Raw genomic sequence first — 23,042 nt, 5'->3', positions numbered from 1 at the left:
GGCCTGAGCCCTGTAGAGTACAGAGCCCAGGCCTTGGGGCCGCTGAATGAACCGTCCAACTATTGGGGGTCAGTTCATTCGGGCGGGCTTTTCTTTTTCTAATGGCGCCATAGGCATGGCCGATTGGCCTGCGCAGGCGAGATAGGCTTCAATGAAAGCAGCAGGAAAGCCTGGATGGGAGCTTTTTGCATGCACTCGCTTCGTCGCGCCGTTTACATTGCCTTGGCCTGGATCAGCTTCGCGCTCGGTGTCGTGGGCGTCTTTGTCCCCTTGATGCCGACGACCTGCTTCATGCTCCTGGCCGTGTGGGCGGCATCACGGGGCTCGCCGCGCTTTGCCCTGTGGATCCGCGAGCACCCGCGCTTCGGCCCGACCGTGGTGGCCTGGGAGGGCGAACGCGCCATACCGCGCCATGCCAAATGGCTTGCCGGCTGCATGCTGGTGTTGTCGGTCGTGGTGCTCGTTGTGACCCTCAGCCTGGTATGGCTGAAGCTCCTGCTGGTGGCCGGACTCGTTCTGCTGGGGCTTTGGATCGCCACACGTCCCGAGCCCGGCAGGGTGAGGGTAGGTTCTGCGGCTCGACTGGTGCGACGTTAGCACCAGGTGCCTTTGAGGTTGAGGAGTCGCCAACCGTACAATGGGCATCGATCATGGACAGGAGTCTTCCCCGATGTCTGAACCCAAGCCGACCCATCGTCACGATTACCGGCCGCCCGCCTACCGTGTGACCCATGTCGAGCTGACTTTCGAACTGGACCCCGCCGCGACCAAGGTCAAGGCGAGCCTGCAACTGGAGCGTCACCCGCAAAGTTCGGGCGATGAGGCCCTCGAGCTCGATGGCGAGCAGTTGCTTCTCAAGCGCATCGCCATCGATGGCCAGGTGCTTGCCGATGACGAATACACGCTCAGCGATGCCGGGCTGAGCGTGCACAGCCCGCCCAGGCAGTTTCGTCTGGACACGGAAGTCGAGATCGCACCCAGCGAGAACACGGCGCTGGAAGGCCTCTATCTTTCCAACGGCATGTACTGCACCCAGTGCGAGGCCGAAGGGTTTCGCCGCATCACCTACTATCCGGACCGTCCGGACGTCATGGCGACCTTCTCCACCACGGTGATCGGCGACAGGGCGAGCCTGCCGGTATTGCTCTCCAACGGCAACCCGGTGGAGCGGGGCGAACTGCCGGGTGGCCGCCATTTCGTCACCTGGAACGATCCGTTTCCCAAGCCCAGCTACCTATTCGCCCTGGTGGCCGGTGACCTGCAGAAGGTCGAGGATCGTTTCACCACCATGAGTGGGCGCCAGGTCGCGCTGCAGATCTGGGTCGAAGAGGAGAACCTGGGCAAGACCGACCACGCCATGGCTTCGCTCAAGCGTGCAATGCAGTGGGACGAGGAGACCTATGGTCGCGAGTACGACCTCGACCTGTTCATGATCGTGGCGGTCAACGACTTCAATATGGGCGCCATGGAGAACAAGGGGCTCAACATCTTCAACTCCGCGGCGGTGCTGACCCATCCGCATACCGCCACCGACGCTACCTTTCAGCGGGTCGAGGGCATCGTTGCCCACGAGTATTTCCATAATTGGTCGGGCAACCGAGTGACCTGCCGCGACTGGTTCCAGCTCTCCCTCAAGGAGGGTTTCACCGTATTCCGCGACCAGTGTTTCTCCGCCGACGTCAATTCGGCGCCGGTCAAGCGCATCGAGGACGTGGCCTTCTTCCGCACCGCCCAGTTCGCCGAGGATGCCGGGCCCACTGCGCACCCGGTACGCCCCGACCACTACATCGAGATCGGCAACTTCTACACCCTGACCATCTACGAGAAGGGTGCCGAAGTGGTGCGCATGCTGTGCAACCTGGTGGGCTGGGAGGCCTTCCGGCGTGGCAGCGATCTCTATTTCGAGCGCTTCGACGGCCAAGCAGTGACCATCGAAGATTTCGTTGCCTGCATGGCCGAGGCATCGGGGCAGGATCTCTCCCAGTTCATGCTGTGGTATTCCCAGGCCGGCACCCCGGAGATCGACGCCTACGGCGAATATGACTATGCCAACGCCGAGTACCACCTGACCCTGCGGCAGCGTACGCCTGCAACGCCTGGGCAGCCCGAGAAGCAGCCGCTGCACATTCCCGTGCGCATGGGCCTGGTGGGTACCAAGTCGGGGCGCGACCTGCCCTTAACGCTGGATGGGGAGTCGCTCGATAGCGATGGGGTGATCCATCTGCGCGAGACGGAGCAGACCTTCGTCTTCACCGACCTCAGTGAGGCGCCGGTGCCTTCGCTGTTGCGTGGCTTCTCGGCACCGGTCCAGCTGCGCTTCCCCTACAGCCGCGAGGACCTGGCCTTCCTGTTGGCCAACGACTCCGATGGCTTCAACCGTTGGGATGCCGGCCAGCGACTGGCCATGCTGGCGCTGGACGATCTGATCGCTGCGCATCGCAATGGCGTCGAGAAAGTCATGGACACCCGCGTGATCGAGGCCTTCCGTGCCCTGTTGGAACGCAGCAGCGACGACAAGGCGGTGCTGGCCGAAATGCTGACCCTGCCCTCTGAGGCTTACATCGCAGAACAGCAGCCGCTGGTGGACGTCGAGGCGATCCATGCCGCGCGAGATTTCGTCAAGCAGTCGCTGGCCGTGACCCTGCGCGACGATTTCCTGCGCCTCTACGAGGAGAATCGCAGCGATGAGCCCTACGCGCCCGAACCCGACCAGATCGGCCGGCGCAGCCTCAAGAACGTGGCGCTCTCCTACCTGATGGCGATCGAGGATGAGCAGGCCATCGAACTCGCTCGCCAGCAGTTCGAGGCCGACCACAACATGACCGACGTTCGCCATGCGCTGACGCTGCTGACCCACAGCAGCCGCGACGACTTGGCGCGACCCGCGCTGCGCGCCTTCGGCGAGAAGTGGGCCCACGACTCTCTGGTGATGGACCAGTGGTTCGCCATCCAGGTCACCCGGCCACAGGCGGACGCGCTGGATCGGGTCAAGCACCTGATGGCACACCCGGCGTTCTCGTTGAAGAATCCCAACAAGGTGCGCGCGCTGATCGGCACCTTCGCCAACCAGAACCGGATCAACTTCCATCGCGCCGACGGCGAGGGCTACCGGCTACTGGCCGATGTGGTGATCGAGCTCAACCGGCTCAACCCTGAAATTGCCGCACGCCTGGTGACGCCGCTGACCCGCTGGCAGCGCTTCGATGAATCGCGCCAGGAACTGATGAAGGGTGAGCTCGAACGCATCCGCGCCGAGAAGCTCTCGCCGAACGTCTATGAGGTGATCGAAAAAGCCCTCGCCTGAGGAAAGGGCAATTCCTAATAGGAAAGTGCCGCCTTTCAAGGCGGCACACTGTTTCGGGCTGGGATTAGTAGATGAGCCAGCTCAGCACCGTCACCCCCAGCAACGCCCAGATCAGGGTGGCGACGAGGCGTCGGCGCAGCAGGGCGCGCAGCGCGAGGTAGAGCAGCCACAGGCCGAGCAGCAGTACCGCCAGGCTGACCAGCGAAGGGGAGATACCCAGCGACGCTGCCAGGCCATCGAAAAAGCCGCGGGCGGAAGCACCCAGGTTATTAAAGAAGTGAACCAGCAGGTCGACCACGAAGCGAATGATCTCGCCCAGGGTGCGACCCAGCCAGGTGAAGAAGTCCTGCATATGCGCTCTCTCGTATGAATGGGGCTCGTCTCAGCCCATCTGCTGCGCCACGGGCGCGACTCCTGCGGTTTCGGCAGCGCTGTCTGCCAGGGCTTTCCCCGCCTCGTCATAGACATGGAAGACCGCATTGGCCCCCAGTTCGCGTATCGGTTCGATCTCCTCGGGATACTCGACGACTGCAGTAATACGGCCAGGGAACTGCCGGTTGCGCAGCTGTTGTAGTGCGAAGAGGTTACCCGAATGGTGCGGCATGGCCAGGATGACCATTTGCACGTCGCCCGACATCAGCAACTTATCCCAGAAATCCGAATCCAGTGCATCCCCCTCGAGCAGATTGAAACCGCGCTCGCCCAGGTCGGTGACGGTCTTCGGATTGCTGTCGATGCCCAGCACCCTCAGGTCATAGTGTTTGCGCAGCCGCCGGTAGACGCTGCGACCGATTCTCCCCATGCCAAGCACGACCGCCTGGGCGTCGCCGATCTCGATCGGCCGTTCACGGGTCGACAGCGCTTGTTCCTGCCTGGCGGGAAGCAGCGCCTCCAAACGGCGATAGGCACCCTCGCTGACGGTATTGAGCACGGCGGAAAAAGCGAAGCTCAGGGCTACCGCCAGCGACAGCACGACCAGCCACTCCTGTGCCAGCCAGCCCGTGGCGACCGCCAGGGCGCCCACGATCAGGCCGAACTCGGAATAGTTGGTGAGCGTCAGGGTGGCCAGCAGCGAGGTGCGGTGTCGCAGCGGGAATGCCATGAAGACCACTTGGTAGAGCAGGCTCTTCAGTGGCAATGCAAGTACCAGCAGCATGGCCAGGCCCAGCATCCCCCAAGTCGGTGTACTAGTGAAACCGATGCTCAGGAAGAAGCCCACAAGCAGCAGTTCCTTCAGGTTGAACATGGAGCGGGAAAGGTTGCCAGCGGCGGGATGTGGTGCCAACAGCAGGCCGACGACCAGGGCGCCGAGGTCGCCCTTGAGGCCGACCAGTTCGAACAGGCCGTAACCCAGCACCAGGGCCAGGAACATGCCGAACAGCATCTGCATCTCGCCGTGCCCGAAGCGATCCAGTATCTGACGTAGCAGCGGCGCCAGTGGTATCAGCAGTACCAGTCCAATGGCCCAGGGGCTTGGCAGCTCGCCGGATGAGGCCGAAATGAAAACCACAGCGAAGACATCCTGCATGATCAGCACCCCGATCGCCAGGCGACCATGGGCCGACTGAGTCTCGCTGCGCTTTTCGAGAACCTTTACCACGAAGACCGTGCTGGAAAAAGAGAGGGCAAAGCCCAGCAGCAGCAAGGTGGACCAGCCCGTGTTCATCAATTGCTCCAGCCCCAGCCATTTGAGCGTGCCGAGAACGAGCAGGAAGAGCAGGCTGGACCCTATCATGTGTAGCGAGGCGCTGCCCCATACTTCGCCCTTGAGCAGGTGGCGAACGTTGAGCTTCAGCCCGATGCTGAATAGCAGCAGAGTCACGCCGACATCCGCAATCGTGGTAAGCAGCGGCGTCGACTCATAGCCCAGCATGTTGAGGGCGAAGCCGGCCGCCAGGAATCCGACGAGTGGCGGCAGGCGTACGGCCAGGGCAGTCACGCCACCGAGGAGAGCGGCAACGATGTAGGCGGCGTCGATCATCTGTCCCCAATGTTCTGATAATGTATCCGAGAGCTGAGTGTAAAAGTTTGCTGTGCAAATGGCACTGGCGACGTCATTGCCAAGGGCCGGCTATTGAGGAGATAACATGCAAGTCACGACAATCGTGCTACTGGTGGTGCTGGCCCTGCTGGTTGTCTATGGCGTCAGCATCTACAACCGCTTGGTGGCCCTGAAGAACCGCTATCAGAATGCTTTCGCCCAGATCGAGGTGCAGCTCAAAAGGCGCTATGACCTGATCCCCAACCTGGTGGAGACCGCCAAGGCCTACATGGCTCACGAGCGCGACACGCTGACTGCGGTGACCGAGGCGCGCAACGCTGCCCTGGCCGGGCTGCAGTCGGCTGCCGCCCGGCCGGGCGAGCCCGGCGCCATGGCCGAGCTGGCTGGTGCCGAAGGGGTGCTGGGTGCCGCTCTGGGACGACTCAACGTGGTGATGGAGGCCTATCCGGACCTGAAGGCTTCAGACAACATGCGCCAGCTCTCCGAGACCCTCACCAGCACCGAGAACCGTGTCGCCTTCGCCCGCCAGGCCTTCAATGATGCGGTCATGCAGTACAACACCTACAAGCAGAGCTTCCCGCCGGTGCTGCTGGCGGGGCCGCTGGGTCATAGCGAAGATGCGGCGCTGCTGGAGTTCGACGATAGCGCCGAGATCCAAGCCGCGCCCAGCGTTCGCTTCTGACGCATACGGTCATGGATTTCTTCGGTGCCCAAGAGCGCGCCAGGCGCCTCACCGCCTGGCTGGTCCTGCTGCTGATTGTGGCGGTAATCGGCATGGTGGTTGCGGCCGTTGCGGTGGTGGCGCTGGCCATGGTGCTGCTCGATGGCGGTCAGTCGGCCGCCGACCCCCTGGCCCAGGCGCTCGATCCGCTACTGCTCGGCAGCGTCGCCCTGGGCGTGCTGCTGGTGGTCGGCAGCGGCAGCCTGGTTCGTCACCTGCAGCTTCGCGCCGGCGGGTCAGCGGTAGCGGAGGCGCTGGGAGGCCGACCCATCAACGGCGATACGCGCAATGCCGATGAGCGTCGCCTGCTGAACGTGGTCGAGGAGATGGCCATTGCCGCGGGGCTGCCAGTGCCGGCGGTCTACCTGCTCGACGAGCCCGGCATCAACGCCTTCGCCGCAGGCCACACGCCCCAGGACGCAGTTATCGGCGTGACCCGGGGTGCCATCCAGACGCTTGCGCGCGATGAGTTGCAGGGCGTGATCGCCCACGAGTTCAGTCATGTCCTGCATGGCGACATGCGCCTCAACATGCGCTTGATCGCCCTGCTGTACGGCATTCTGGTGATCGGCCTCGTCGGGCGCATGCTGCTGAGAGGCATGGCGACCCGTCGCGTGGTACGAGGCTCTCGCCGAGGCAATGGCCATGCGGTGCTGCTGGGGGCCGGGCTTGCGCTGATGCTGGTGGGCTTCGTTGGTACCCTGTGCGGCAACCTGATCAAGGCGGCGGTGAGTCGTCAGCGCGAGTTCCTGGCAGATGCCAGTGCGGTACAGTACACCCGCAACCCGGCCGGCCTGGCCGATGCCTTGAAGCGCGTAGCAGCGCAGGGCTCCGAGCTGCGCGCGACCCGCGCCGAGGAGTTCAGTCACCTCTATTTCAGCCGCGGCTTGCCTGGTCTGCGCGGGCTCACCGCCACTCATCCGCCGCTGCCGACCCGCATTCGGCGCCTCGAGCCCGAATGGGACGGCAGCCTGCCCGAGCCGCACGCTATGCGGGAGACCATTGCCGCAGCCGGCTCGGGCGATGAGCGAGCGCAATTACGGCCGCCCCAGGCGACCGCCCAGGACGCTGGCACGCTCATGCCGACCACTGCGACGCTGGTGCATCGGATCGGCGAGCCGCGCGAACAGGACATGGAGCAGGCGCGGGGAGCGCTGGCCGGCATCGACCCCGTGCTGCTCGAGGCTGCTCATGAATCCTATGCGGCCCGCGCCGTGATCTACGGCATCCTCATGGGAGCCGAACCGGTTAGCCGAGCACGCCAGCGCGAGGTCCTGATCGAAGCCGCCCTGCCGGACGTACTGGCGGAGCTGGAGCGCCTCGATCAGCCGCTCGCCGGGGTGCAGCCGGGGCAGCGGCTGGCGCTGATCGAGCTGTGCCTGCCCTTGTTGCGGCAGCTTTCGGTGGCCCAGTACGCGCGTTTTCGCGATTGCCTCGAGCGACTGATGGCGGCCGAAGACGAACCTGGCGCCCTCCAGTGGGCCTTGCACCGCCTGGTCGTCGTCGGTAGCGAGGGAGCGACGCATCATCGAGGGAGTCGGCAATCGCTGGTACGAATCGAGGATGCAGTGGCACGCCTGCTGTCGAGTCTGGCGCTGGCAGGTAACGATGAGCAGGCACGGGCCGCGGAAGCATTCCGCGAAGCGGCCGATACGCTGGGCCTGAGCATGACATTGCTGCCCCAGCCGGCAACGCTTCAGGAGCTCGATTGGGCCCTGGCGCGTTGTCGTCAACTGAGCGATGACGAGCGGATCAGGCTGATCGGGGCCATGGCGAGCTGCGTTTCTCACGACGGTCGGGTCTGTCCACGCGAAGCCGAACTTCTGCGGGCCGTGGCTTGGTCGCTTGACTGCCCGCTGCCGCTGAGCGCCATGGATTGATACGCGCGCGGATCGATCTCGCTCGCTGCTGTCCAACTCCCTAGAGGCGCAGGAGCCGGCGGCTTGCAGCGTCCGTCGGGCTCTGCTGGAATAGGGCCCCTTTGCGGGTCTCATATGGATGGGAGAAAACCGATGGCCAAGACACCCTGGATTCCGGCCGCTGCGGCCTTGACCCTTGCCCTTATGCTGGCAGGCTGTGGCGACGACGATGAGCCGACCGCGCCATCCCAAGGCGACGAGCCCGCGGCCGAGACGGCGCCAGCGAGCGAGCCTTCCGAAGATGAGCCATCGACCCCGCCTCCTGCGGAGGAACAGGAGGAATCGGCCGAGAGCGAATCGGTGCCCGCCGAATCGGAAAACGCTGTATCACCTGAAGAGAACGAGGAAGTCGATGCCGACAGCGAGACGCTGGGCGAATCCCCGGCCGATGCGCTGGAAGAGGGCGGTGCGCTCCCTGGGGAGCCTACCCGTTCCGATGTAGATGCGATCATCGAAGATACCGAGCGTCGCTTCGAGGAAGCGCAGCGTCAGATCGATCAGCAGTTCGAGGAAGTGGAGCGCAGCAATCCCGCCCTCGAGCCCATGGAGGGAGGCAGCGATTCCGAGCCGACACTCGAGCCCATGGAGGAGGAACAGGGTGGCGTTTCCTCGACCATTGAGCGAGAGGCGGAGCGAACCGGAGAAGTCACCCAATCCGACGTCGATGCCTGGCTCGAAGAAACTGAGCGACGCTTCGAGGAGGCGCAGCGCGAGCTCGACGAGCAGTTCAAGGAGGCGGAACGGAGCGAGCCTGGACGCGATCTTCCTAAGATCGAGTCCGGGCCGGAAGCCGAGTCAAACACCGAGGCGACGGCCCAGCCCGAGAGCCGCTCCCAGGGCGACCCCGATCCTGAAGACTGAATTCACATGCTGGCCTGGGTATGTCAAAGGGAATACGAAAAAGGCCCACTCCAAGGAGTGGACCTTTCGTCTGACTGCCCGGCCATTTTCTCACGGCCAGGCGCCGGGCTTGCCGAGGCGTTACCTCAGTTGGCGAGCCGGATGTTGGAGGCCTGAAGGCCTTTCTTACCCTGGGTGACTTCGAAGGTCACCTTCTGACCGTCCTGCAGGGTCTTGAAGCCTTCAGCCTGAATCTCGGAGAAGTGCGCGAACAGGTCATCACCGCCGTCGTCCGGAGAGATGAAGCCGTAGCCCTTGGTATCGTTGAACCACTTGACAGTGCCAGTTGCCATTGTCGATTTTCCTTACTTACAGATTGATCGTGCTGGGCACTCGGCTAGGCCGGGCCCGAAGTGCGTAGGCAAGAGACGAAAAGTGCGCTTCGGGTGTATCGAGGGTTCGACATACGACGGGACGACTTTCCACTTGCAGGCCAACGCAGCGGACGCACACTCCACCCATGCCATCCGCTCAATCCACTGTAGATAGAAAAATTCCGAGCGTCCAGCGAATCCGTTGCCTTAAATTGGCAATACTTCGTATGACGTGCAGCCAAACTTGACGATGATCTAGCTTGGCCAGTCGCCCCCATTCCCAACCCGGAGCCCCGCCATGCTGGACGCACAATTCTGGCCTTTTCTGATCGCCATCACCCTGCTGTCGATGAGCCCGGGGGTCGATACCCTGCTGGTCATTCGCAACACCGCGCGTGGCGGGGTACGCGACGGTGTGCTCACCAGCCTGGCGATCTGCTGTGGCCTGTTCGTGCATGCCACGATATCGGCGCTGGGCATTTCGCTGATCCTGCTGCAGTCGGCCTGGGCCTTCAGCGCGCTCAAGCTGGCGGGAGCGGCTTACCTGATATGGCTGGGCATCAATGGCTTGGTTGCCGCGCGACGCGGAGGCGCTCTGCCGTTACAAGCGATGCAGCGGGAGCGCCAACCCGTACCGGCCTGGAAGCCGCTGCGGGAAGGATTGCTTTCCAATGTACTCAATCCCAAGACGGTGGTCTTCTACATGGCCTTCCTGCCCCAGTTCATCGCACCGGCCGACCCGGCGCTGCTCAAGTCGCTATGGCTTGCCGGGGTGCACTTCGTGATTGCCAACCTGTGGCAGATTGCCATCGTGCTCATGGTGGGTAGCGCGGGGCGTTGGCTGGCCAGCCAACTATTCGCCCGCGCGCTGAATGGAGTGACCGGGGCGGTGCTGATCCTGTTCGGCGTCAGATTGGCGCTGGAACGCCAGCCAGCCTGACATGAAGGATGCCTCAGTTGCGAGCGAGCAGGGAGGCGTCGTAGCGTACCGTCTTCTCCGCCTGGCTGAGCATCGCCACGCCTTCGCTGCTGCCGCCGTTGGCCAGGCTCTCGAAGATCACCCGGTAGGAAAGCACCGCCTGAACGTAGTCGCGGGTCTCGCGGAAGGGAATCGATTCGACGAACAGGTCGAACTCCTCGGGAGCATCACGCAGCCAACGATCCACCCGGCCGGGGCCGGCATTGTAGGCCGCCGCCGCCGCCAGGCGGTTGCCCCGGTAGCGGTCGGTCATGTCACGTATGTAAGTGCTGCCCAGACGGATGTTGAGCTCGGGATCTAGTACGCCGTAGGGCCCGGGGTCGCTGATGCCGAGTTGGCGGCTGAGCAGGGATGCGGTGCCCGGCATCAGCTGCATCAAACCTCGGGCACCGGCCGGCGACAGTGCCTCCAGGTTGTAGGCGCTCTCGCGGCGGGCGATGCCCATCAGCAAGTAAGGGTCCACGCCGGTCTGCTGGCCCCAGTGCTGGAAATGCTCGCGGTAGGCCTCGGGGAAGCGCCAATCCAGCGCATCCCAGAGCTGGGCGGCGATGGTGGTCTGTACCAGTCGCGCGTGCCAGCCGCGGCGAGCGGCGTAATCGGCCAGTGCCCTGACTTCGCGCGGCGAGGCGGTGGCCGCCGCATGCAGCCACTCGCTATTGGCCAGGCCCTCTTCGCCGATGCGCAGCAGCGCCTCGGTGCGCTGCACAGTCGGCCACTGGTCTACCTGATCGCGGAAACTTTCGTTGAATGTGCTGCGCTCCAGGTTCAGCGAGTAGGGCCGGCCGATGCGATCGGCGGCGGCGAAACCGAAGAAGTCGCGCTCCTGAGCGGCGCGTGCGTAGGCCACCTCGGCCCGTTCCTGGTCACCCAACTGTTCGTGGGCGCGAGCCTTCCAGTACTGCCAACGGCTGTCGTCGGCGACATCTTCGGGTAACAGTTCGACCCAGCGAAGGACATCGTTCCAGTCACGGTCCGCCAATGCATGACGAATGCGCAGTTCGAGCACGCGGGCGGTGCCGATTCTCGGCAGAGCCTCGTCGACCCAGCCCATGTTGTGCTCTATGTTGCGCACCAGCGAATAGAAGGCGAGGTCCTCCTCGATGAGGTGGCGATGATCCTCCTCGATCGGCAGGTGCGCGGCGATCTTGCGCCACGCTTCCATGGCGGCTTCGGTATCGGCACGGATGAAGCCATGCATGGCGGCGACGAACAGCGCTCCACTGCCGCGGCATTCGGGGCCGATGCAGGTGGGTACCTGAGTAATATCGGCATAGCTTCGCTGCAGCCGATCCACGGCATCGAGAGCTTCCTGCCAGCGGCTGCCGAGTTGCCGCCCCAGGTAGCTGACCAGGCCGGTTTCGCCCTGCTCCCAGGCCAGCATCATGCGCTCCCAGATATCCAACTCGCTGATCTCGCCGTTGGCACGCAGATGGTCGAAGAGGGTGTCGCAGGCCGATGGCTGCGAGCGGCCCACACGCCAGAGGGTACGGCCGCCTTCGGCGGCCGCCTGGGGATCACTGCCGAGCAGAGCCGTGTAGTAGTAGCATTGACGCTCCGTGCCGCTGGGCTCGCCGTCGGCCACGGCCAGCAGGCTGCCGTAGCGCCCGGCGGCGCCATAGCGGCTGATCGCCTGGCCGCGCATCCAGTCGGCGACGGGTGCCCCCTGATGGCGTTCGATGAACTCCAGGATCTGGCCCGGCTCGGCCTGGGGCAGACGGCTGCGCAGACGGTGATACTCCACGTAGCCTTCCAGCACATGGCCGTCGATGGCGGCCTGGTCGATTCGCTGCCACTCGTGATTGCGCGCGGCTTCGAGCGCTTCGCGCATGGCGACGTCATTGGCCTGCCCGACCAGCGGCAGGCAGAGAAGGGAAGTGGCGACCAGGAAGCGGCAGCGCCGCAGGCACTGCCTGAAGGGGAGCATCGGCGACATGGTAACTACCTCGTTCAGTTCGCTGGCGGCGTGGGCGACGTGGTGGCCGGTTGGCACGACGAGATAGTGTCGCACCAATCCAGAGGAACTGCGAGGTAGGCGTCGTGCCGGGGAACACCTATGGTGAAAGGTGCTATTGGCTGTGACCAAGCAACGAGGATAGGGACAGAGTGAAACCCTGGAATATCGTGGGTCGGCTGCGCCGCCGTTCGCGGATACTGGGCCGAATGGTGCGTGCCCTGAAGCTGTTCGTGCCCATGTGCCAAGACGTAGTGAAAGGCCGCTACCGGCCACCGCCATGGTCGGCCTTCGGCTGGATGCTGGCGGCGTTGGCCTATCTCGTCTCGCCGTTGGACCTGATTCCCGACTGGCTTCTGCTGATCGGTGTCTTCGATGATCTGGTGATCGTCGGTTGGTTGCTGACTCGGGTCGACCGCAGCCTGGATGGCTACCGTACCTGGCGGGGAGAGCCCGTTGAAGGGAAGGGGGACGACGAAGGCCAACTTTGATACGATCGTTTGATTCCTTGGACCTCAGTGAGGCCTCGCAATGCCCGACGTCCCCCCTACTTCTGCCGGCAAGTGGCGAACCGCCTTGGCGCGTTTCGTGACAGTGATCCCCCATACCCGGGAGCTGGGGCTCGAAGTCCTGTCCGTCGATCCGCCTGAGGTGACCATGCGTTTGCCCTGGCGCGACGAGCTGCTGGGCGATACCGGCCGCGGCCTGGTGCACGGCGGTGTGTTGACCATGCTGCTGGATACCGTATGCGGCTCGGCGGTGCTGTGCGGGTTGCCGTCGCCTGAGGTCTGCCCGACGCTCGACCTGCGCGTCGACCACTACCGACCGGCGGTGGCGGGCCAGCCGATCATGGCCGAGGCCCGTGTGCTGCGTGTAACGAATGCCATGGTGTTCACCGAGGGGACGTTGTGGCAGGAACCGGGCCGACCTATCGCCCGTGGTATCGGCAACTTCGTGCGTCTCGGGGAGCGTAATACGCCCGTGGGTTTTGCCGAGGCGTTGTTCGGGGAGCTCGATCATGCCTGAAGGTTTTCACGACGTGGCCTGGCTGGCCCGGACCCGCGCCGAAGGGGATGTCGCCGCCTGGCTCGAGCGGCTCCCCTATGCCCGTCACATCGGAGTGTCGGCATCTCCGGACGGCGCCGGCGACGGCCTGGTCTTTCATCTCGAACCGCGCGAGCACAACGTCGGCAACATCCTGCTGCCGGCGCTGCACGGCGGCGTGGTGGCGGCCTTCATGGAAACCGCCGGTACTCTCGACCTGATGCTGTCGGCGCGCGAGCCGCGACTGCCGCGTATCGTCGACTTCTCCATCGACTACCTGCGCACGGCCCGGGTGGTTCCCACCCATGCCCGCTGCCGACTGCTGCGCGAGGGGCGGCGCCTGGCCAACGTCCAGGTCACCGCCTGGCAGGAGTCGGAGGATCAACCGGTGGCCACGGCCCGTCTGCACCTGGTATTGGGTGCGCTGGAGCCGAACGACGCTTGAAAATCCAAAGTCGGACCCCATATCGCTGAACAGTTCTGAAACGGCGACGCGCCACGCGGCGCCGTGAGTTCAAGCCATGAGGTAACCGATCCATGTCCACGACCGCTCACGAGGAAACCCTCGGCTTCCAGACCGAGGTGAAGCAACTGCTGCACCTGATGATCCACTCGCTGTATTCCAACCGGGAGATATTCCTGCGCGAGTTGATCTCCAATGCCGCCGACGCCTGCGACAAGCTGCGCTATGCCGCGCTCGACAACGATGCGCTCTACGAAGGCGACAGCGAGCTGCGCATCGAGATCGAGCACGACGAGAAGGCCGGCACCGTCACCGTGCGCGACAATGGTATCGGCATGGACCGCGACGAGGTGATCCAGAACCTCGGCACCATCGCGCGCAGCGGTACCGCGGAGTTCCTCAAGCAGCTCTCCGGCGAGCAGCAGAAGGACGCACGCCTGATCGGCCAATTCGGGGTGGGCTTCTACTCCAGCTTCATCGTCGCCGACGAGGTCACGGTGCGCACGCGCAAGGCGGGCACGGACAAGGCCGAAGGCGTCGAGTGGCGTTCGAAGGGCGAGGGCGAGTTCACCGTCGCCGACCTGGAGCGTGACCTGCACGGTACCGAGATCGTCCTGCACCTCAAGAAAGACGCCAAGGAGTTCGCCGACGACTTCCGCCTGAGGAGCCTGGTGCGCAAGTACTCCGACCATATCGAGGTGCCGGTGCGCATGCCCAAGGTCGAGACGGCCAAGGACGACGAGGGCAACGAGATCGAGGGTAGCGAGGTCACTACCTGGGAGACCGTCAACGAGGCCACGGCGCTATGGGTGCGGCCCAAGAGCGAGATTTCCGATGACGAGTACAAGGCCTTCTACAAGCACGTGGCCCACGACTTCAGCGATCCGCTGACCTGGAGCCACAACAAGGTCGAGGGCAAGCTAGAGTACACCAGCCTGCTCTACGTGCCGGGGCGTGCGCCGTTCGACCTCTATGAGCGTGACGGATCGCGGGGCGTCAAGCTCTACGTCCAGCGCGTCTTCATCATGGACGACGCCGAGCAGTTCCTGCCGCTCTACCTGCGCTTCATCAAGGGTGTGCTCGATACCCGAGAGCTGTCGCTCAATGTCTCTCGCGAGCTGCTGCAGCAGGACCCCAAGGTCGAGAAGATCAAGGGTGCGCTGACCAAGCGTGCGCTGGACATGCTCAAGAAGCTGACCAAGGACAAGGAGGCCTACCAGACCTTCTGGAACACCTTCGGGAGCGTACTCAAGGAGGGCCCCGCCGAAGATTTCGCCAATCGTGACAAGATCGCAGCTCTCTTGCGCTTCTCCTCCACGCATACCGACAGCACCACCCAGGACCAGTCGCTGGCCGACTACGTCTCGCGCATGCAGGAAGGGCAGGAGAAGATCTACTACATCGTCGCCGACGGCTTCAATGCGGCGAAATCGAGTCCGCACCTGGAGATCTTCCGCAAGAAGGGCATCGAGGTGCTGCTGCTGCACGACCGTATCGACGAGTGGCTGATGAGCCATCTGCACGAATTCGAGGGCAAAGGGTTCGTCGACGTGGCCAAGGGTGACCTCGACCTTGGCGAGATCGAGGGCGAAGAGGAGAAGAAGGCTCAGGAAGAGACCGCCAAGGCCAAGGAGGACCTGGTCAAGCGAGTCAAGGAGGCCTTGGGTGACTCAGTGCAGGAGGTCAAGGTGACCCATCGCTTGACCGACTCGCCGGCCTGCGTGGTGTTGCCCGAGCACGAGATGGGCTACCAGATGCGTCGCATCATGGAAGCTGCCGGGCAGAAGATGCCTGAGGTCAAGCCGATCCTCGAGCTCAACCCGACGCATGCGCTGGTGGAGCGGCTCGAAGCCGCTGAGAGTGAGCGCTTCGACGACCTGGCCCGGGTGCTGCTCGACCAGGCGATCATCGCCGAAGGTGGACACCTCGACGACCCGGCCGCCTATGTGCGTCGCCTCAACGCCCTGTTGACGGCCTGAGCCTCGGCTCCGCTCCAGGCCATACCCTACCTCTTATCAGGCCGCCTACGGGCGGCCTGTTCGTATCCATACGCGCCTCTGTGTCAGCTCTTGACGTCAACGTCACCCTTGGGTTTTTTCCGTAATTTCAGCCGGATAGTGCTACATTCATGTATCGCCCATTGGTTGCGCAGCGGTTGTGCATTGCGGCATGGTCAGGTATGAATAGCTGTTTGCCCTATTCGACGTTTCTATAATCACAAGGGAGATCCAACGTGAAGATTGGTGCACCCAAGGAGCTCGCCAAAGGTGAAGCGCGCGTCGCGCTGACCCCTGACAGTGCGCAGTTCATCCATAAGCTTGGACACGAATGTTTGATTGAATCCGGGGCCGGCATCGCTGCCGGCTTCGATGACGACGCCTATCGCACGGCCGGCGTCACAGTGGTGGAGAACGCCGAAGCGCTCTGGCAACAAGCCGAGATCGTAATCAAGGTGCGTGAGCCCAGCGACGAGGAAGCCGAGCGGCTACGCGAGGGGCAGCCCCTGATTGCCTTCTTCTGGCCGGCCCAGAACGAGGCGCTGCTGGAAAAATGCCGGGCCAAGGGCGCGACCGTCATTGCCATGGACATGGTGCCGAGGATCTCGCGCGCGCAGAAGATGGACGCGCTTTCGTCCATGGCCAACATCGCCGGCTATCGCGCGGTGATCGAGGCGGGCAACAACTTCGGCCGCTTCTTCACCGGCCAGGTGACGGCCGCCGGCAAGGTACCGCCGGCCAAGGTGCTGGTGATAGGCGCCGGCGTGGCTGGCCTTGCCGCCATCGGCACTGCGACCAGCCTGGGGGCCGTGGTGCGTGCCTTCGACGTGCGCCCAGAGGTGGCCGAGCAGATCGAATCCATGGGCGCCGAGTTCCTGTTTCTCGACTTCGAGGATAGCCAGGACGGTTCCGGCACTGGCGGTTACGCTGCACCTTCCAGCCCCGAGTTTCGCGAGAAGCAACTGGCCCTGTTCCGCGAGCAGGCTCCTGACATCGATATCGTCATCACTACCGCTCTGATCCCGGGGCGTCCGGCGCCCAAGCTGTGGCTCGAGGACATGGTCAAGGCGATGAAGCCCGGTTCGGTGATCATCGACCTAGCCGCCGAGAAGGGCGGCAACTGCGACCTGACGCGCCCCGACGAGCGAGTCGTTACCGACAATGGTGTGGTCGTGGTCGGCTACACCGATTTCCCCTCGCGCATGGCGACGCAGGCCTCGCTGCTCTATTCCACCAACATCCGCCATATGCTCACCGACCTCACCCCGGAGAAGGACGGCGTAATCGTCCATGACATGGAGGACGACGTCATCCGCGGCGCCACGGTGACCCACCAGGGCGAGATTACCTTCCCGCCGCCGCCACCCAAGGTGAAGGCGATCGCCGCGGCGAAGCCCAAACCCAAGGAGAAGGAGCCCACCCCCGAAGAGAAGCGGGCCGCAGAACACGCCGCCTTCAAGGCCCAGACCAAGCGTCAGGCGACACTGCTGGGCGCCGGGGGCCTGCTGATGCTGTTGCTCGGCCAGGTGGCGCCCGCCTCCTTCATGCAGCACTTCATCGTCTTCGTGCTGGCCTGCTTCGTCGGTTTTCAGGTGATCTGGAACGTCAGCCATTCGCTGCACACGCCGCTGATGGCGGTGACCAATGCCATCTCGGGGATCATCATCCTCGGGGCGGTTCTTCAGATCGGTTCGGGGAACTGGTTGGTCGTGCTGATGGCGGCCATCTCGGTGCTGATCGCCACCATCAATATCGTGGGCGGCTTCCTGGTGACACGCCGGATGCTCGCCATGTTCCAGAAATCGTAAGCGGCGGAGACAACACATGCTGAGTCAAGGATTCGTGTCTGCCGCGGCGATTGCGGCAAGCGTGCTTTTCATCCTCTCGCTGGGGGGATTGAGCAACCAGGAGAAGGCCAAGCGGGCGGTGTGGTACGGCATCGTCGGCATGGCCGTGGCGGTCTTCTTCACCGCCTTCGGGCCGGGTATCGGCGCCTACTGGCTGATGATCCCGATGATGATCATCGGCGCGGTGGCCGGCGCCTACGTGGCCAAGAAGGTCGACATGACCGAAATGCCGCAGCTGGTGGCGGCACTGCATAGCTTCGTCGGCCTGGCGGCGGTGTTCGTGGCCTGGAGCGCGGACCTCGAGCGCCGCCGTGTGCTGGCGGCCCGGGCACTCGATGCAGGCACCGAGCAGTTCTCGGCCTTCGCCGCCCTGGTGGCCACCAAGGCGCCGGACGAGCTGATGTTCCTGCAGGTCGAGGTGGTGCTGGGCGTGTTTATCGGCGCGGTGACCTTCACCGGTTCGGTGATCGCCTTCGGCAAGCTGGCCGGCAAGGTGGACGGCAAGCCGAAGCAGCTGCCCGGCGGGCACCTGCTCAACGCCGGCGCCGCGGCATTGTCGCTGCTGCTGGCCATCCTCTACCTCAACGGTGCCGGTTTCTGGACGCTGCTGCTGATCGCCGCGCTGGCCTTCTTCATCGGTTATCACCTGATCATGGGTATTGGCGGCGCCGACATGCCGGTGGTGGTATCGATGCTCAACAGCTATTCGGGCTGGGCGGCGGCAGCCATCGGCTTCACGCTCTCCAACGACCTGTTGATCGTCACCGGCGCCCTGGTGGGTTCATCCGGTGCCATCCTGTCGTACATCATGTGCAAGGCGATGAACCGCAACTTCGTCAACGTCATCCTGGGTGGCTTCGGTGGCAGCCAGGGGCCGGCGGCCGAGATCGAGGGCGAGCAGGTGGCAATCGACGCTGGCGGCGTAGCGAGTGCGCTCAACGATGCCGACAGCGTGATCATCGTGCCGGGCTACGGCATGGCCGTGGCGCAGGCCCAGAACGCGGTGAGCGAGCTGGTGCGCAAGCTGCGAGCCGCAGGCAAGCAGGTGCGCTTCGGTATTCACCCGGTGGCGGGTCGTCTGCCCGGGCACATGAACGTGCTGCTGGCCGAGGCCAGGGTACCTTACGACATCGTGCTGGAGATGGACGAGATCAACGATGACTTCGCCAGTACCGACGTGGTGATCGTCATCGGCTCCAACGACATCGTCAATCCTGCCGCCCAGGATGATCCCAACAGCCCCATCGCCGGCATGCCGGTACTCAAGGTATGGGAGTCCAAGCAGGTGTTCGTCTGCAAGCGCGGTCAGGGCACCGGCTACTCGGGTATCGAGAACCCGCTGTTCTTCAAGGAGAATACGCGCATGTTCTACGGCGATGCCCGGTCCAGCATCGACTCGCTGCTGTCGCAGATCGACTGATGCGTGGCGGACATCCGTCCCGCTGAGCAATGTCATGATGCCCCCGGAAGGGGGCATTTTTCGTTACACTCTCGACAGTTCTCCTGTTCACCGACCGATTCGCGGGGCAGACATGTCAGACGAACCCATGCGGGTAGCAGTATTGGGCGGCGGCAGCTTCGGCACTGCGCTTGCCAGCATCGCCGCCGACAATGGTGCCCGGGTGTGCCAGTGGCTGCGCGATCCCGAGCTGGCGGCTCAGATCAACCGTGAGCACCGCAACCCGCGCTACCTGCCGGACTACGCCATCAACCCGGCGGTGCGCGCTTCGAGCGACATGCAGGCGGTGCTCACCGGGGCCGACCTGGTACTGGTGGCGATTCCCTCCCAGGCCTTTCGTGAGGTGGTGCGCCAGGCGCGCCCCTGGCTCAACCCGGACCAGATCCTGGTGAGTACCACCAAGGGGATCCAGGAGGAGGGCTTCAAGCTGATGAGCCAGATCCTCGAGGAGGAGACGGGCTTTACCCACGTCGGCGTGATCTCGGGGCCCAACCTGGCCACCGAGATCGCACAAAAGCAGCTCACCGCCACCGTGGTAGCCAGTGACGATGCATTGACCCGCACTCGGGTGCAGCAGGCACTAGGCTGCGATTACTTCCGCGTGTATGCCAGCAACGACCGCTACGGGGTCGAGCTGGGCGGGGCGCTCAAGAACATCTATGCCATCGCCGCCGGCATGGCCGCGGCGCTGGGTATGGGCGAGAACACCCGTAGCATGCTGATGACCCGGGCACTGGCCGAGATGGGGCGCTTTGCCGTCAGCCTGGGGGCCAACCCCATGACCTTCCTGGGGCTGGCCGGGGTGGGCGACCTGATCGTGACCTGCTCCTCGCAGCTGTCACGCAACTATCGAGTCGGCTACGCCCTGGGCCAGGGCAAGAGGCTCGACGAAGCGGTCGAGACACTGGGTCAGGTCGCCGAGGGGGTCAACACGATACGTCTGGTACGCGACAAGGCGCGCAAAGAGGGCGTCTACATGCCGCTGGCCGAAGGGCTCTACCAGGTACTGTTCGAGGGCGTGCCGGCACGTGAGATGGCGCGCATGCTGATGCGCGGCGAGCAGAGCAGTGACGTGGAGTTCGTGCTACCTCGCGAGGACGTCAAGCAGGCCCATCGGCGGGTCGAGGCGGGCGAGGGCAAGCCGTGATGGGCCGGCTTTACATCATGCGCCATGGCGAGGCTTCTCCGGGCCACCCCGACAGCGAACGCGAGCTGACTGCACGCGGACAGGCCGAGGCCGAACGCATGGCCGGCTGGTTTGGCCAGCAGGCGTTGGAAGGGGCGCGCCTTTATGCAAGCCCGTACCGGCGGGCATACCAGACGGCCTTGCCGGTAGCCAGGGCGCTGGGCGTCGAGCCCGAGGTGCTGCCCATCATCACGCCTGACGACTCGCCGGCCGCGGTCTGCGACTGGCTGCTCGCCCAGGCGGGCGATGACGTCATCGTGCTGGTGAGCCACATGCCGCTGGTGGGGCTTCTCACCGAGCTATTGACGGAGGGGCGGGCCTCGCACGGGCTGGGCTATCCCACAGCCGGAGTGGCTGAACTGGAGGGCGAGATCTGGGCAGCCGGCTGCGCCAGGCTGCTACGCTTTACCGCACCTCACGACATCCGCTGACAGGGACTCCACCATGAGCTTCATCGTCAACAACCGCGTCGTCGTCAAGCCGGGCTTCGAGGAGGCCTTCGAGGCTCGCTTTCGGGCCCGTGCCGGCGAGATCGACAAGCAGCCCGGCTTCGTCGCCATGCGCGTGCTGCGTCCAGTGGGGCACCAGGCTCCCTACGTGGTGGAAACCGAGTGGGAGAGTCAGGAAGCCTTTCGCGCCTGGGTCGGCAGCGAGGACTTCAAGCGTGCCCATGCCAACCCGATGCCCAAGGAGGCCGTTGGCGAAGGCGGTGGGCTGGAGCAGTTCGAAGTCGTCATTCGCACCGATGGCTAAATCCAGCCCACTACTTTTAGGGCGAATACGCCAACGGTAATGGTCAGGCTGGCCATCAGCGTGGTCAGGGCGATGATGTTCGCGGAGAGTGCGGCATTGCCGCCCATTGCCTTGACCATCACGAAGCTGGCTGCCGCGGTGGGGCTGGCGAAGAACAGGAACAGCACGCCCAGCTCGCGCCCCTCGAAGCCGACCAGCCAAGCGGTGAGTGTGGCCCCGAGCGGCAGGGTGATCATCTTCATCAAGCTGGCGCCCATTGCCAGTCTTCCCGATGCCCTGATCGAACCCAGCGACAGAGTGGCGCCGATGCAGATCAGTGCCAGTGGCAGGGTCAGCGAGGCGAAGTACTGTCCCGAGGTCATCAGCCAGCCGGGCAGGCGCAGCTCCAGTGCGGCTACCGGAATGGCGGCTACCACCGAGAGGATCAGTGGGTTGCGCATGATGTGGCTGGCGATGCTGCGCCAATCGGTGTGCCTGCCCTGCTGATAGGTGGCCAGCACGATGACCGAGAAGGCGTTGTAGGTCAGGATGACCACGCCGAGCAGCAAGCCACCGGCGGAGAGCCCGTAATCGCCATACATGCCGGCGGCCAGCGCCAGGCCAACGATGCCGCAATTGCCGCGAAAGGCGCCCTGCACGTAGACGCCACGCTCGGCACGGGGCACGCGCAGGATGGCCCAGCCCCAGGCGAGCAGGAAGCTGGCCAGGGTGGCCAGGGCGAAATAGGCGAGTAGTGCGGGATTGAGCGTGGCGTCCAGGTCGGCCTTGATGATGCTGAGGAAGATCAGCGTCGGCATGGTTCCCCTGAATACCAGACTCGAGGCGGTAGCGATGAAGGCTTGATCGATCCAGCCCAGGCGCTTGAGTCCAAGGCCAACGAAGACCATGGCGAATACCGGCAGAGTGATCTCCAGGGTGGCGAAGAAGAGCGCGTACAATCCCATGTCAGCGTGCCAGCCACAGGCCGACGACGATGGCAGCGGTCACGGTGATCCAGAACAGGCGGTTGCGAACGCGAGTATTGCGTCGGGGCCGGGAGGGGTGAGGCATGGCTGACTCCAGAAGAAGCGATGACATGGACCGGAGGTCGACTTGGCGAGATAGAGTAAACCCGTTAGCCTGCTATCGCCACTGGCGGCCTGCCTGACCTGATACTGGACCCCGTCATGAACGAACGTGCCACCCCAAAGCGACCGCGCTTGATCTTTGCCCATGCCAACGGTTTCCCCGGCCTGAGCTACCGCAGCCTGTTGGCCCCGCTACACGAACGCTTCGATATCCATCCTGTCGATCGTCTCGGGCATCATCCCGACTACCCGGTGGGAGCCAACTGGCTGGCGCTGCGCGATGAGCTTCTCGAACACGTACCCGAAGACGACGGGCCGGTCATCGGCGTAGGGCACTCCATGGGCGGGGTGCTGATGGCCATGGCCGCGGAGCACGCACCGCAGCGCTTTCGCTGCGTGGTGATGCTCGACCCACCACTGATGCTGGGCCTCGATGCCTGGAGCATGAAAGTGGCCAAGCGCTTCGGCTTCGTCGACCGGGTCACGCCAGCGGGCAAGAGCAAGGGGCGCCGTGCGTCCTGGCCCGATCGCGAGGCCATGGCCAACCACCTGCGCCGACGCGGTCTGTTTCGGCGCTTTACGCCCAATGCCCTGCACGACTATGTCGAAGGCGGGACCCGGCTGCTTGACGACGGCACCGCCGAGCTGATCTACGATCCCGAGATCGAGACCGAGATCTTCCGCAACCTGCCCGACCACCTGGCCCGTTTGCCGAGCCGATTGCGCATACCCTTCGGCGTGCTGGTAGGCAGTGATTCCGATCTGATCACGCCCAGGCGCCGGCGGCGCCTGGCCGCCCATGGCATTCCGCTGGCCCGGGTGCCGGGCACCCACATGTTTCCCATGGAGCATCCCGAGGAGACCCGCAAGGCCTTGCTGGCCATGCTCGACGACTTGTTGGGAGACGAGACATGAACGCGGCGCAGTCGTTGAGCCTGGCCGGAGGCCGACTGGCGGCGCTGGCCTGGGGGGAACAGGCTGCGCCCACCTGGCTGGCGCTGCACGGCTGGCTGGACAACGCCGCCAGCTTCTCCCGCCTGGCTCCCTTGCTCTGCAAGCGGCTCGGGGTGCGAATCGTGGCGCTGGATTTCGCCGGTCATGGGCACTCAGAGCACCGCGAGGGCGACTATGCCCTG

22 protein-coding genes are annotated in these 23,042 nt (G+C 64.2%); 17 read left to right on the top strand and 5 right to left on the bottom strand.

Annotated elements, in window-relative coordinates:
• The first annotated feature begins 189 nt into the window (after nt 1–189).
• A complete protein-coding gene (locus HBJ55_RS21205; RefSeq protein WP_167119936.1) occupies nt 190–597 on the top strand; it encodes a YbaN family protein in 408 nt (135 codons plus the stop codon).
• A gap of 73 nt (nt 598–670) precedes the next feature.
• Entirely contained in the window at nt 671–3,304 is a 2,634-nt protein-coding gene (gene pepN, locus HBJ55_RS21200) for an aminopeptidase N (protein WP_167119934.1), read from the top strand.
• A gap of 64 nt (nt 3,305–3,368) precedes the next feature.
• Here the strand turns inward: pepN and HBJ55_RS21195 are convergent, their stop codons facing one another.
• Nucleotides 3,369–3,656 (bottom strand): hypothetical protein, encoded by a 288-nt coding sequence (locus HBJ55_RS21195; RefSeq protein ID WP_167119931.1) that lies wholly within the window; start codon nt 3,654–3,656, stop codon nt 3,369–3,371.
• A 30-nt stretch (nt 3,657–3,686) separates the two neighbouring features.
• Nucleotides 3,687–5,285 (bottom strand): cation:proton antiporter family protein, encoded by a 1,599-nt coding sequence (locus HBJ55_RS21190; RefSeq protein ID WP_206022801.1) that lies wholly within the window; start codon nt 5,283–5,285, stop codon nt 3,687–3,689.
• A gap of 106 nt (nt 5,286–5,391) precedes the next feature.
• On the opposite strand from HBJ55_RS21190, the gene HBJ55_RS21185 reads away from it, so the two are divergent.
• The 3 genes from HBJ55_RS21185 (at nt 5,392) to HBJ55_RS21175 (ending at nt 8,807) form a co-directional block, all read left to right on the top strand.
• Nucleotides 5,392–5,988: a LemA family protein gene (locus HBJ55_RS21185; protein ID WP_167119928.1), complete on the top strand. Its 597-nt coding sequence runs from the start codon at nt 5,392–5,394 to the stop codon at nt 5,986–5,988.
• An 11-nt stretch (nt 5,989–5,999) separates the two neighbouring features.
• Complete coding sequence (locus HBJ55_RS21180) at nt 6,000–7,907, top strand: M48 family metallopeptidase (protein WP_167119925.1); 1,908 nt, start codon at nt 6,000–6,002, stop codon at nt 7,905–7,907.
• A 132-nt stretch (nt 7,908–8,039) separates the two neighbouring features.
• A complete protein-coding gene (locus HBJ55_RS21175; protein WP_206022800.1) occupies nt 8,040–8,807 on the top strand; it encodes a hypothetical protein in 768 nt (255 codons plus the stop codon).
• Between the two features lie 125 nt (nt 8,808–8,932).
• Here the strand turns inward: HBJ55_RS21175 and HBJ55_RS21170 are convergent, their stop codons facing one another.
• Nucleotides 8,933–9,139 (bottom strand): cold-shock protein, encoded by a 207-nt coding sequence (locus tag HBJ55_RS21170; protein WP_102626783.1) that lies wholly within the window; start codon nt 9,137–9,139, stop codon nt 8,933–8,935.
• Nucleotides 9,140–9,458: 319 nt separating this feature from the next.
• On the opposite strand from HBJ55_RS21170, the gene HBJ55_RS21165 reads away from it, so the two are divergent.
• Nucleotides 9,459–10,100 (top strand): LysE family translocator, encoded by a 642-nt coding sequence (locus tag HBJ55_RS21165; RefSeq protein WP_167119923.1) that lies wholly within the window; start codon nt 9,459–9,461, stop codon nt 10,098–10,100.
• Between the two features lie 13 nt (nt 10,101–10,113).
• Here HBJ55_RS21165 and HBJ55_RS21160 read toward each other — a convergent pair whose 3' ends face one another.
• Nucleotides 10,114–12,063 carry a transglycosylase SLT domain-containing protein gene (locus tag HBJ55_RS21160; RefSeq protein ID WP_167119945.1) on the bottom strand — a complete coding sequence of 650 codons (1,950 nt, stop codon included), beginning with the start codon at nt 12,061–12,063 and terminating at the stop codon, nt 10,114–10,116.
• A 179-nt stretch (nt 12,064–12,242) separates the two neighbouring features.
• On the opposite strand from HBJ55_RS21160, the gene HBJ55_RS21155 reads away from it, so the two are divergent.
• The 9 genes from HBJ55_RS21155 to HBJ55_RS21115 all read left to right on the top strand — a co-directional run bounded on the left by HBJ55_RS21155 (nt 12,243) and on the right by HBJ55_RS21115 (nt 20,839).
• Entirely contained in the window at nt 12,243–12,581 is a 339-nt protein-coding gene (locus tag HBJ55_RS21155) for a YkvA family protein (protein ID WP_338072062.1), read from the top strand.
• A gap of 40 nt (nt 12,582–12,621) precedes the next feature.
• The gene (locus tag HBJ55_RS21150; RefSeq protein WP_167119920.1) at nt 12,622–13,116 is read left to right on the top strand and encodes a PaaI family thioesterase; all 495 of its coding nucleotides are present in this window, start codon (nt 12,622–12,624) and stop codon (nt 13,114–13,116) included.
• Nucleotides 13,109–13,579, top strand: a complete 471-nt coding sequence (locus HBJ55_RS21145) for a PaaI family thioesterase (RefSeq protein WP_167119917.1) — start codon at nt 13,109–13,111, stop codon at nt 13,577–13,579. Before HBJ55_RS21150 ends, HBJ55_RS21145 begins: the two co-directional genes overlap by 8 nt.
• A gap of 92 nt (nt 13,580–13,671) precedes the next feature.
• Nucleotides 13,672–15,576, top strand: coding sequence for a molecular chaperone HtpG (gene htpG, locus HBJ55_RS21140; RefSeq protein WP_167119914.1), 1,905 nt, complete (start codon nt 13,672–13,674; stop codon nt 15,574–15,576).
• A 254-nt stretch (nt 15,577–15,830) separates the two neighbouring features.
• Nucleotides 15,831–17,402: a Re/Si-specific NAD(P)(+) transhydrogenase subunit alpha gene (locus HBJ55_RS21135; protein ID WP_167119911.1), complete on the top strand. Its 1,572-nt coding sequence runs from the start codon at nt 15,831–15,833 to the stop codon at nt 17,400–17,402.
• Between the two features lie 16 nt (nt 17,403–17,418).
• Nucleotides 17,419–18,861, top strand: coding sequence for an NAD(P)(+) transhydrogenase (Re/Si-specific) subunit beta (locus HBJ55_RS21130; protein ID WP_167119908.1), 1,443 nt, complete (start codon nt 17,419–17,421; stop codon nt 18,859–18,861).
• Between the two features lie 112 nt (nt 18,862–18,973).
• A complete protein-coding gene (locus tag HBJ55_RS21125; protein WP_167119905.1) occupies nt 18,974–20,047 on the top strand; it encodes an NAD(P)H-dependent glycerol-3-phosphate dehydrogenase in 1,074 nt (357 codons plus the stop codon).
• A complete protein-coding gene (sixA, locus tag HBJ55_RS21120; RefSeq protein ID WP_167119939.1) occupies nt 20,047–20,517 on the top strand; it encodes a phosphohistidine phosphatase SixA in 471 nt (156 codons plus the stop codon). Before HBJ55_RS21125 ends, sixA begins: the two co-directional genes overlap by 1 nt.
• 13 nt (nt 20,518–20,530) lie before the next feature.
• Nucleotides 20,531–20,839, top strand: coding sequence for an antibiotic biosynthesis monooxygenase family protein (locus tag HBJ55_RS21115; protein WP_167119902.1), 309 nt, complete (start codon nt 20,531–20,533; stop codon nt 20,837–20,839).
• Here HBJ55_RS21115 and HBJ55_RS21110 read toward each other — a convergent pair.
• On the bottom strand, nt 20,836–21,783 hold the full coding sequence (locus HBJ55_RS21110; protein ID WP_167119899.1) for an AEC family transporter: 948 nt from the start codon (nt 21,781–21,783) through the stop codon (nt 20,836–20,838). The genes HBJ55_RS21115 and HBJ55_RS21110 overlap by 4 nt on opposite strands.
• Before the next feature lie 222 nt (nt 21,784–22,005).
• Here HBJ55_RS21110 and HBJ55_RS21105 point away from each other — a divergent pair, with 222 nt between their 5' ends.
• Both HBJ55_RS21105 and HBJ55_RS21100 read left to right on the top strand, forming a co-directional pair.
• The gene (locus tag HBJ55_RS21105; RefSeq protein WP_167119896.1) at nt 22,006–22,821 is read left to right on the top strand and encodes an alpha/beta fold hydrolase; all 816 of its coding nucleotides are present in this window, start codon (nt 22,006–22,008) and stop codon (nt 22,819–22,821) included.
• The coding region (locus tag HBJ55_RS21100) for an alpha/beta fold hydrolase (protein ID WP_338072061.1) at nt 22,818–23,042 on the top strand (225 nt) is incomplete at its 3' end. The genes HBJ55_RS21105 and HBJ55_RS21100, both read left to right, overlap by 4 nt.

The sequence above is a fragment of the Billgrantia bachuensis genome (genome assembly GCF_011742165.1).
Classification (GTDB): domain Bacteria; phylum Pseudomonadota; class Gammaproteobacteria; order Pseudomonadales; family Halomonadaceae; genus Halomonas; species Halomonas bachuensis.
This window is presented reverse-complemented; position numbering and strand designations above follow the sequence as displayed.

What these genes read in the sequence shown, in the direction of transcription:
- HBJ55_RS21205 (WP_167119936.1), top strand. Translation starts at nt 190, where the DNA reads ATGCACTCGCTTCGTCGCGCCGTTTACATTGCCTTGGCCTGGATCAGC.
- pepN (WP_167119934.1), top strand. Translation starts at nt 671, where the DNA reads ATGTCTGAACCCAAGCCGACCCATCGTCACGATTACCGGCCGCCCGCC.
- HBJ55_RS21195 (WP_167119931.1), bottom strand. Translation starts at nt 3,656, where the DNA reads ATGCAGGACTTCTTCACCTGGCTGGGTCGCACCCTGGGCGAGATCATT.
- HBJ55_RS21190 (WP_206022801.1), bottom strand. Translation starts at nt 5,285, where the DNA reads ATGATCGACGCCGCCTACATCGTTGCCGCTCTCCTCGGTGGCGTGACT.
- HBJ55_RS21185 (WP_167119928.1), top strand. Translation starts at nt 5,392, where the DNA reads ATGCAAGTCACGACAATCGTGCTACTGGTGGTGCTGGCCCTGCTGGTT.
- HBJ55_RS21180 (WP_167119925.1), top strand. Translation starts at nt 6,000, where the DNA reads ATGGATTTCTTCGGTGCCCAAGAGCGCGCCAGGCGCCTCACCGCCTGG.
- HBJ55_RS21175 (WP_206022800.1), top strand. Translation starts at nt 8,040, where the DNA reads ATGGCCAAGACACCCTGGATTCCGGCCGCTGCGGCCTTGACCCTTGCC.
- HBJ55_RS21170 (WP_102626783.1), bottom strand. Translation starts at nt 9,139, where the DNA reads ATGGCAACTGGCACTGTCAAGTGGTTCAACGATACCAAGGGCTACGGC.
- HBJ55_RS21165 (WP_167119923.1), top strand. Translation starts at nt 9,459, where the DNA reads ATGCTGGACGCACAATTCTGGCCTTTTCTGATCGCCATCACCCTGCTG.
- HBJ55_RS21160 (WP_167119945.1), bottom strand. Translation starts at nt 12,063, where the DNA reads ATGCTCCCCTTCAGGCAGTGCCTGCGGCGCTGCCGCTTCCTGGTCGCC.
- HBJ55_RS21150 (WP_167119920.1), top strand. Translation starts at nt 12,622, where the DNA reads ATGCCCGACGTCCCCCCTACTTCTGCCGGCAAGTGGCGAACCGCCTTG.
- HBJ55_RS21145 (WP_167119917.1), top strand. Translation starts at nt 13,109, where the DNA reads ATGCCTGAAGGTTTTCACGACGTGGCCTGGCTGGCCCGGACCCGCGCC.
- htpG (WP_167119914.1), top strand. Translation starts at nt 13,672, where the DNA reads ATGTCCACGACCGCTCACGAGGAAACCCTCGGCTTCCAGACCGAGGTG.
- HBJ55_RS21130 (WP_167119908.1), top strand. Translation starts at nt 17,419, where the DNA reads ATGCTGAGTCAAGGATTCGTGTCTGCCGCGGCGATTGCGGCAAGCGTG.
- HBJ55_RS21125 (WP_167119905.1), top strand. Translation starts at nt 18,974, where the DNA reads ATGTCAGACGAACCCATGCGGGTAGCAGTATTGGGCGGCGGCAGCTTC.
- sixA (WP_167119939.1), top strand. Translation starts at nt 20,047, where the DNA reads ATGGGCCGGCTTTACATCATGCGCCATGGCGAGGCTTCTCCGGGCCAC.
- HBJ55_RS21115 (WP_167119902.1), top strand. Translation starts at nt 20,531, where the DNA reads ATGAGCTTCATCGTCAACAACCGCGTCGTCGTCAAGCCGGGCTTCGAG.
- HBJ55_RS21110 (WP_167119899.1), bottom strand. Translation starts at nt 21,783, where the DNA reads ATGGGATTGTACGCGCTCTTCTTCGCCACCCTGGAGATCACTCTGCCG.
- HBJ55_RS21105 (WP_167119896.1), top strand. Translation starts at nt 22,006, where the DNA reads ATGAACGAACGTGCCACCCCAAAGCGACCGCGCTTGATCTTTGCCCAT.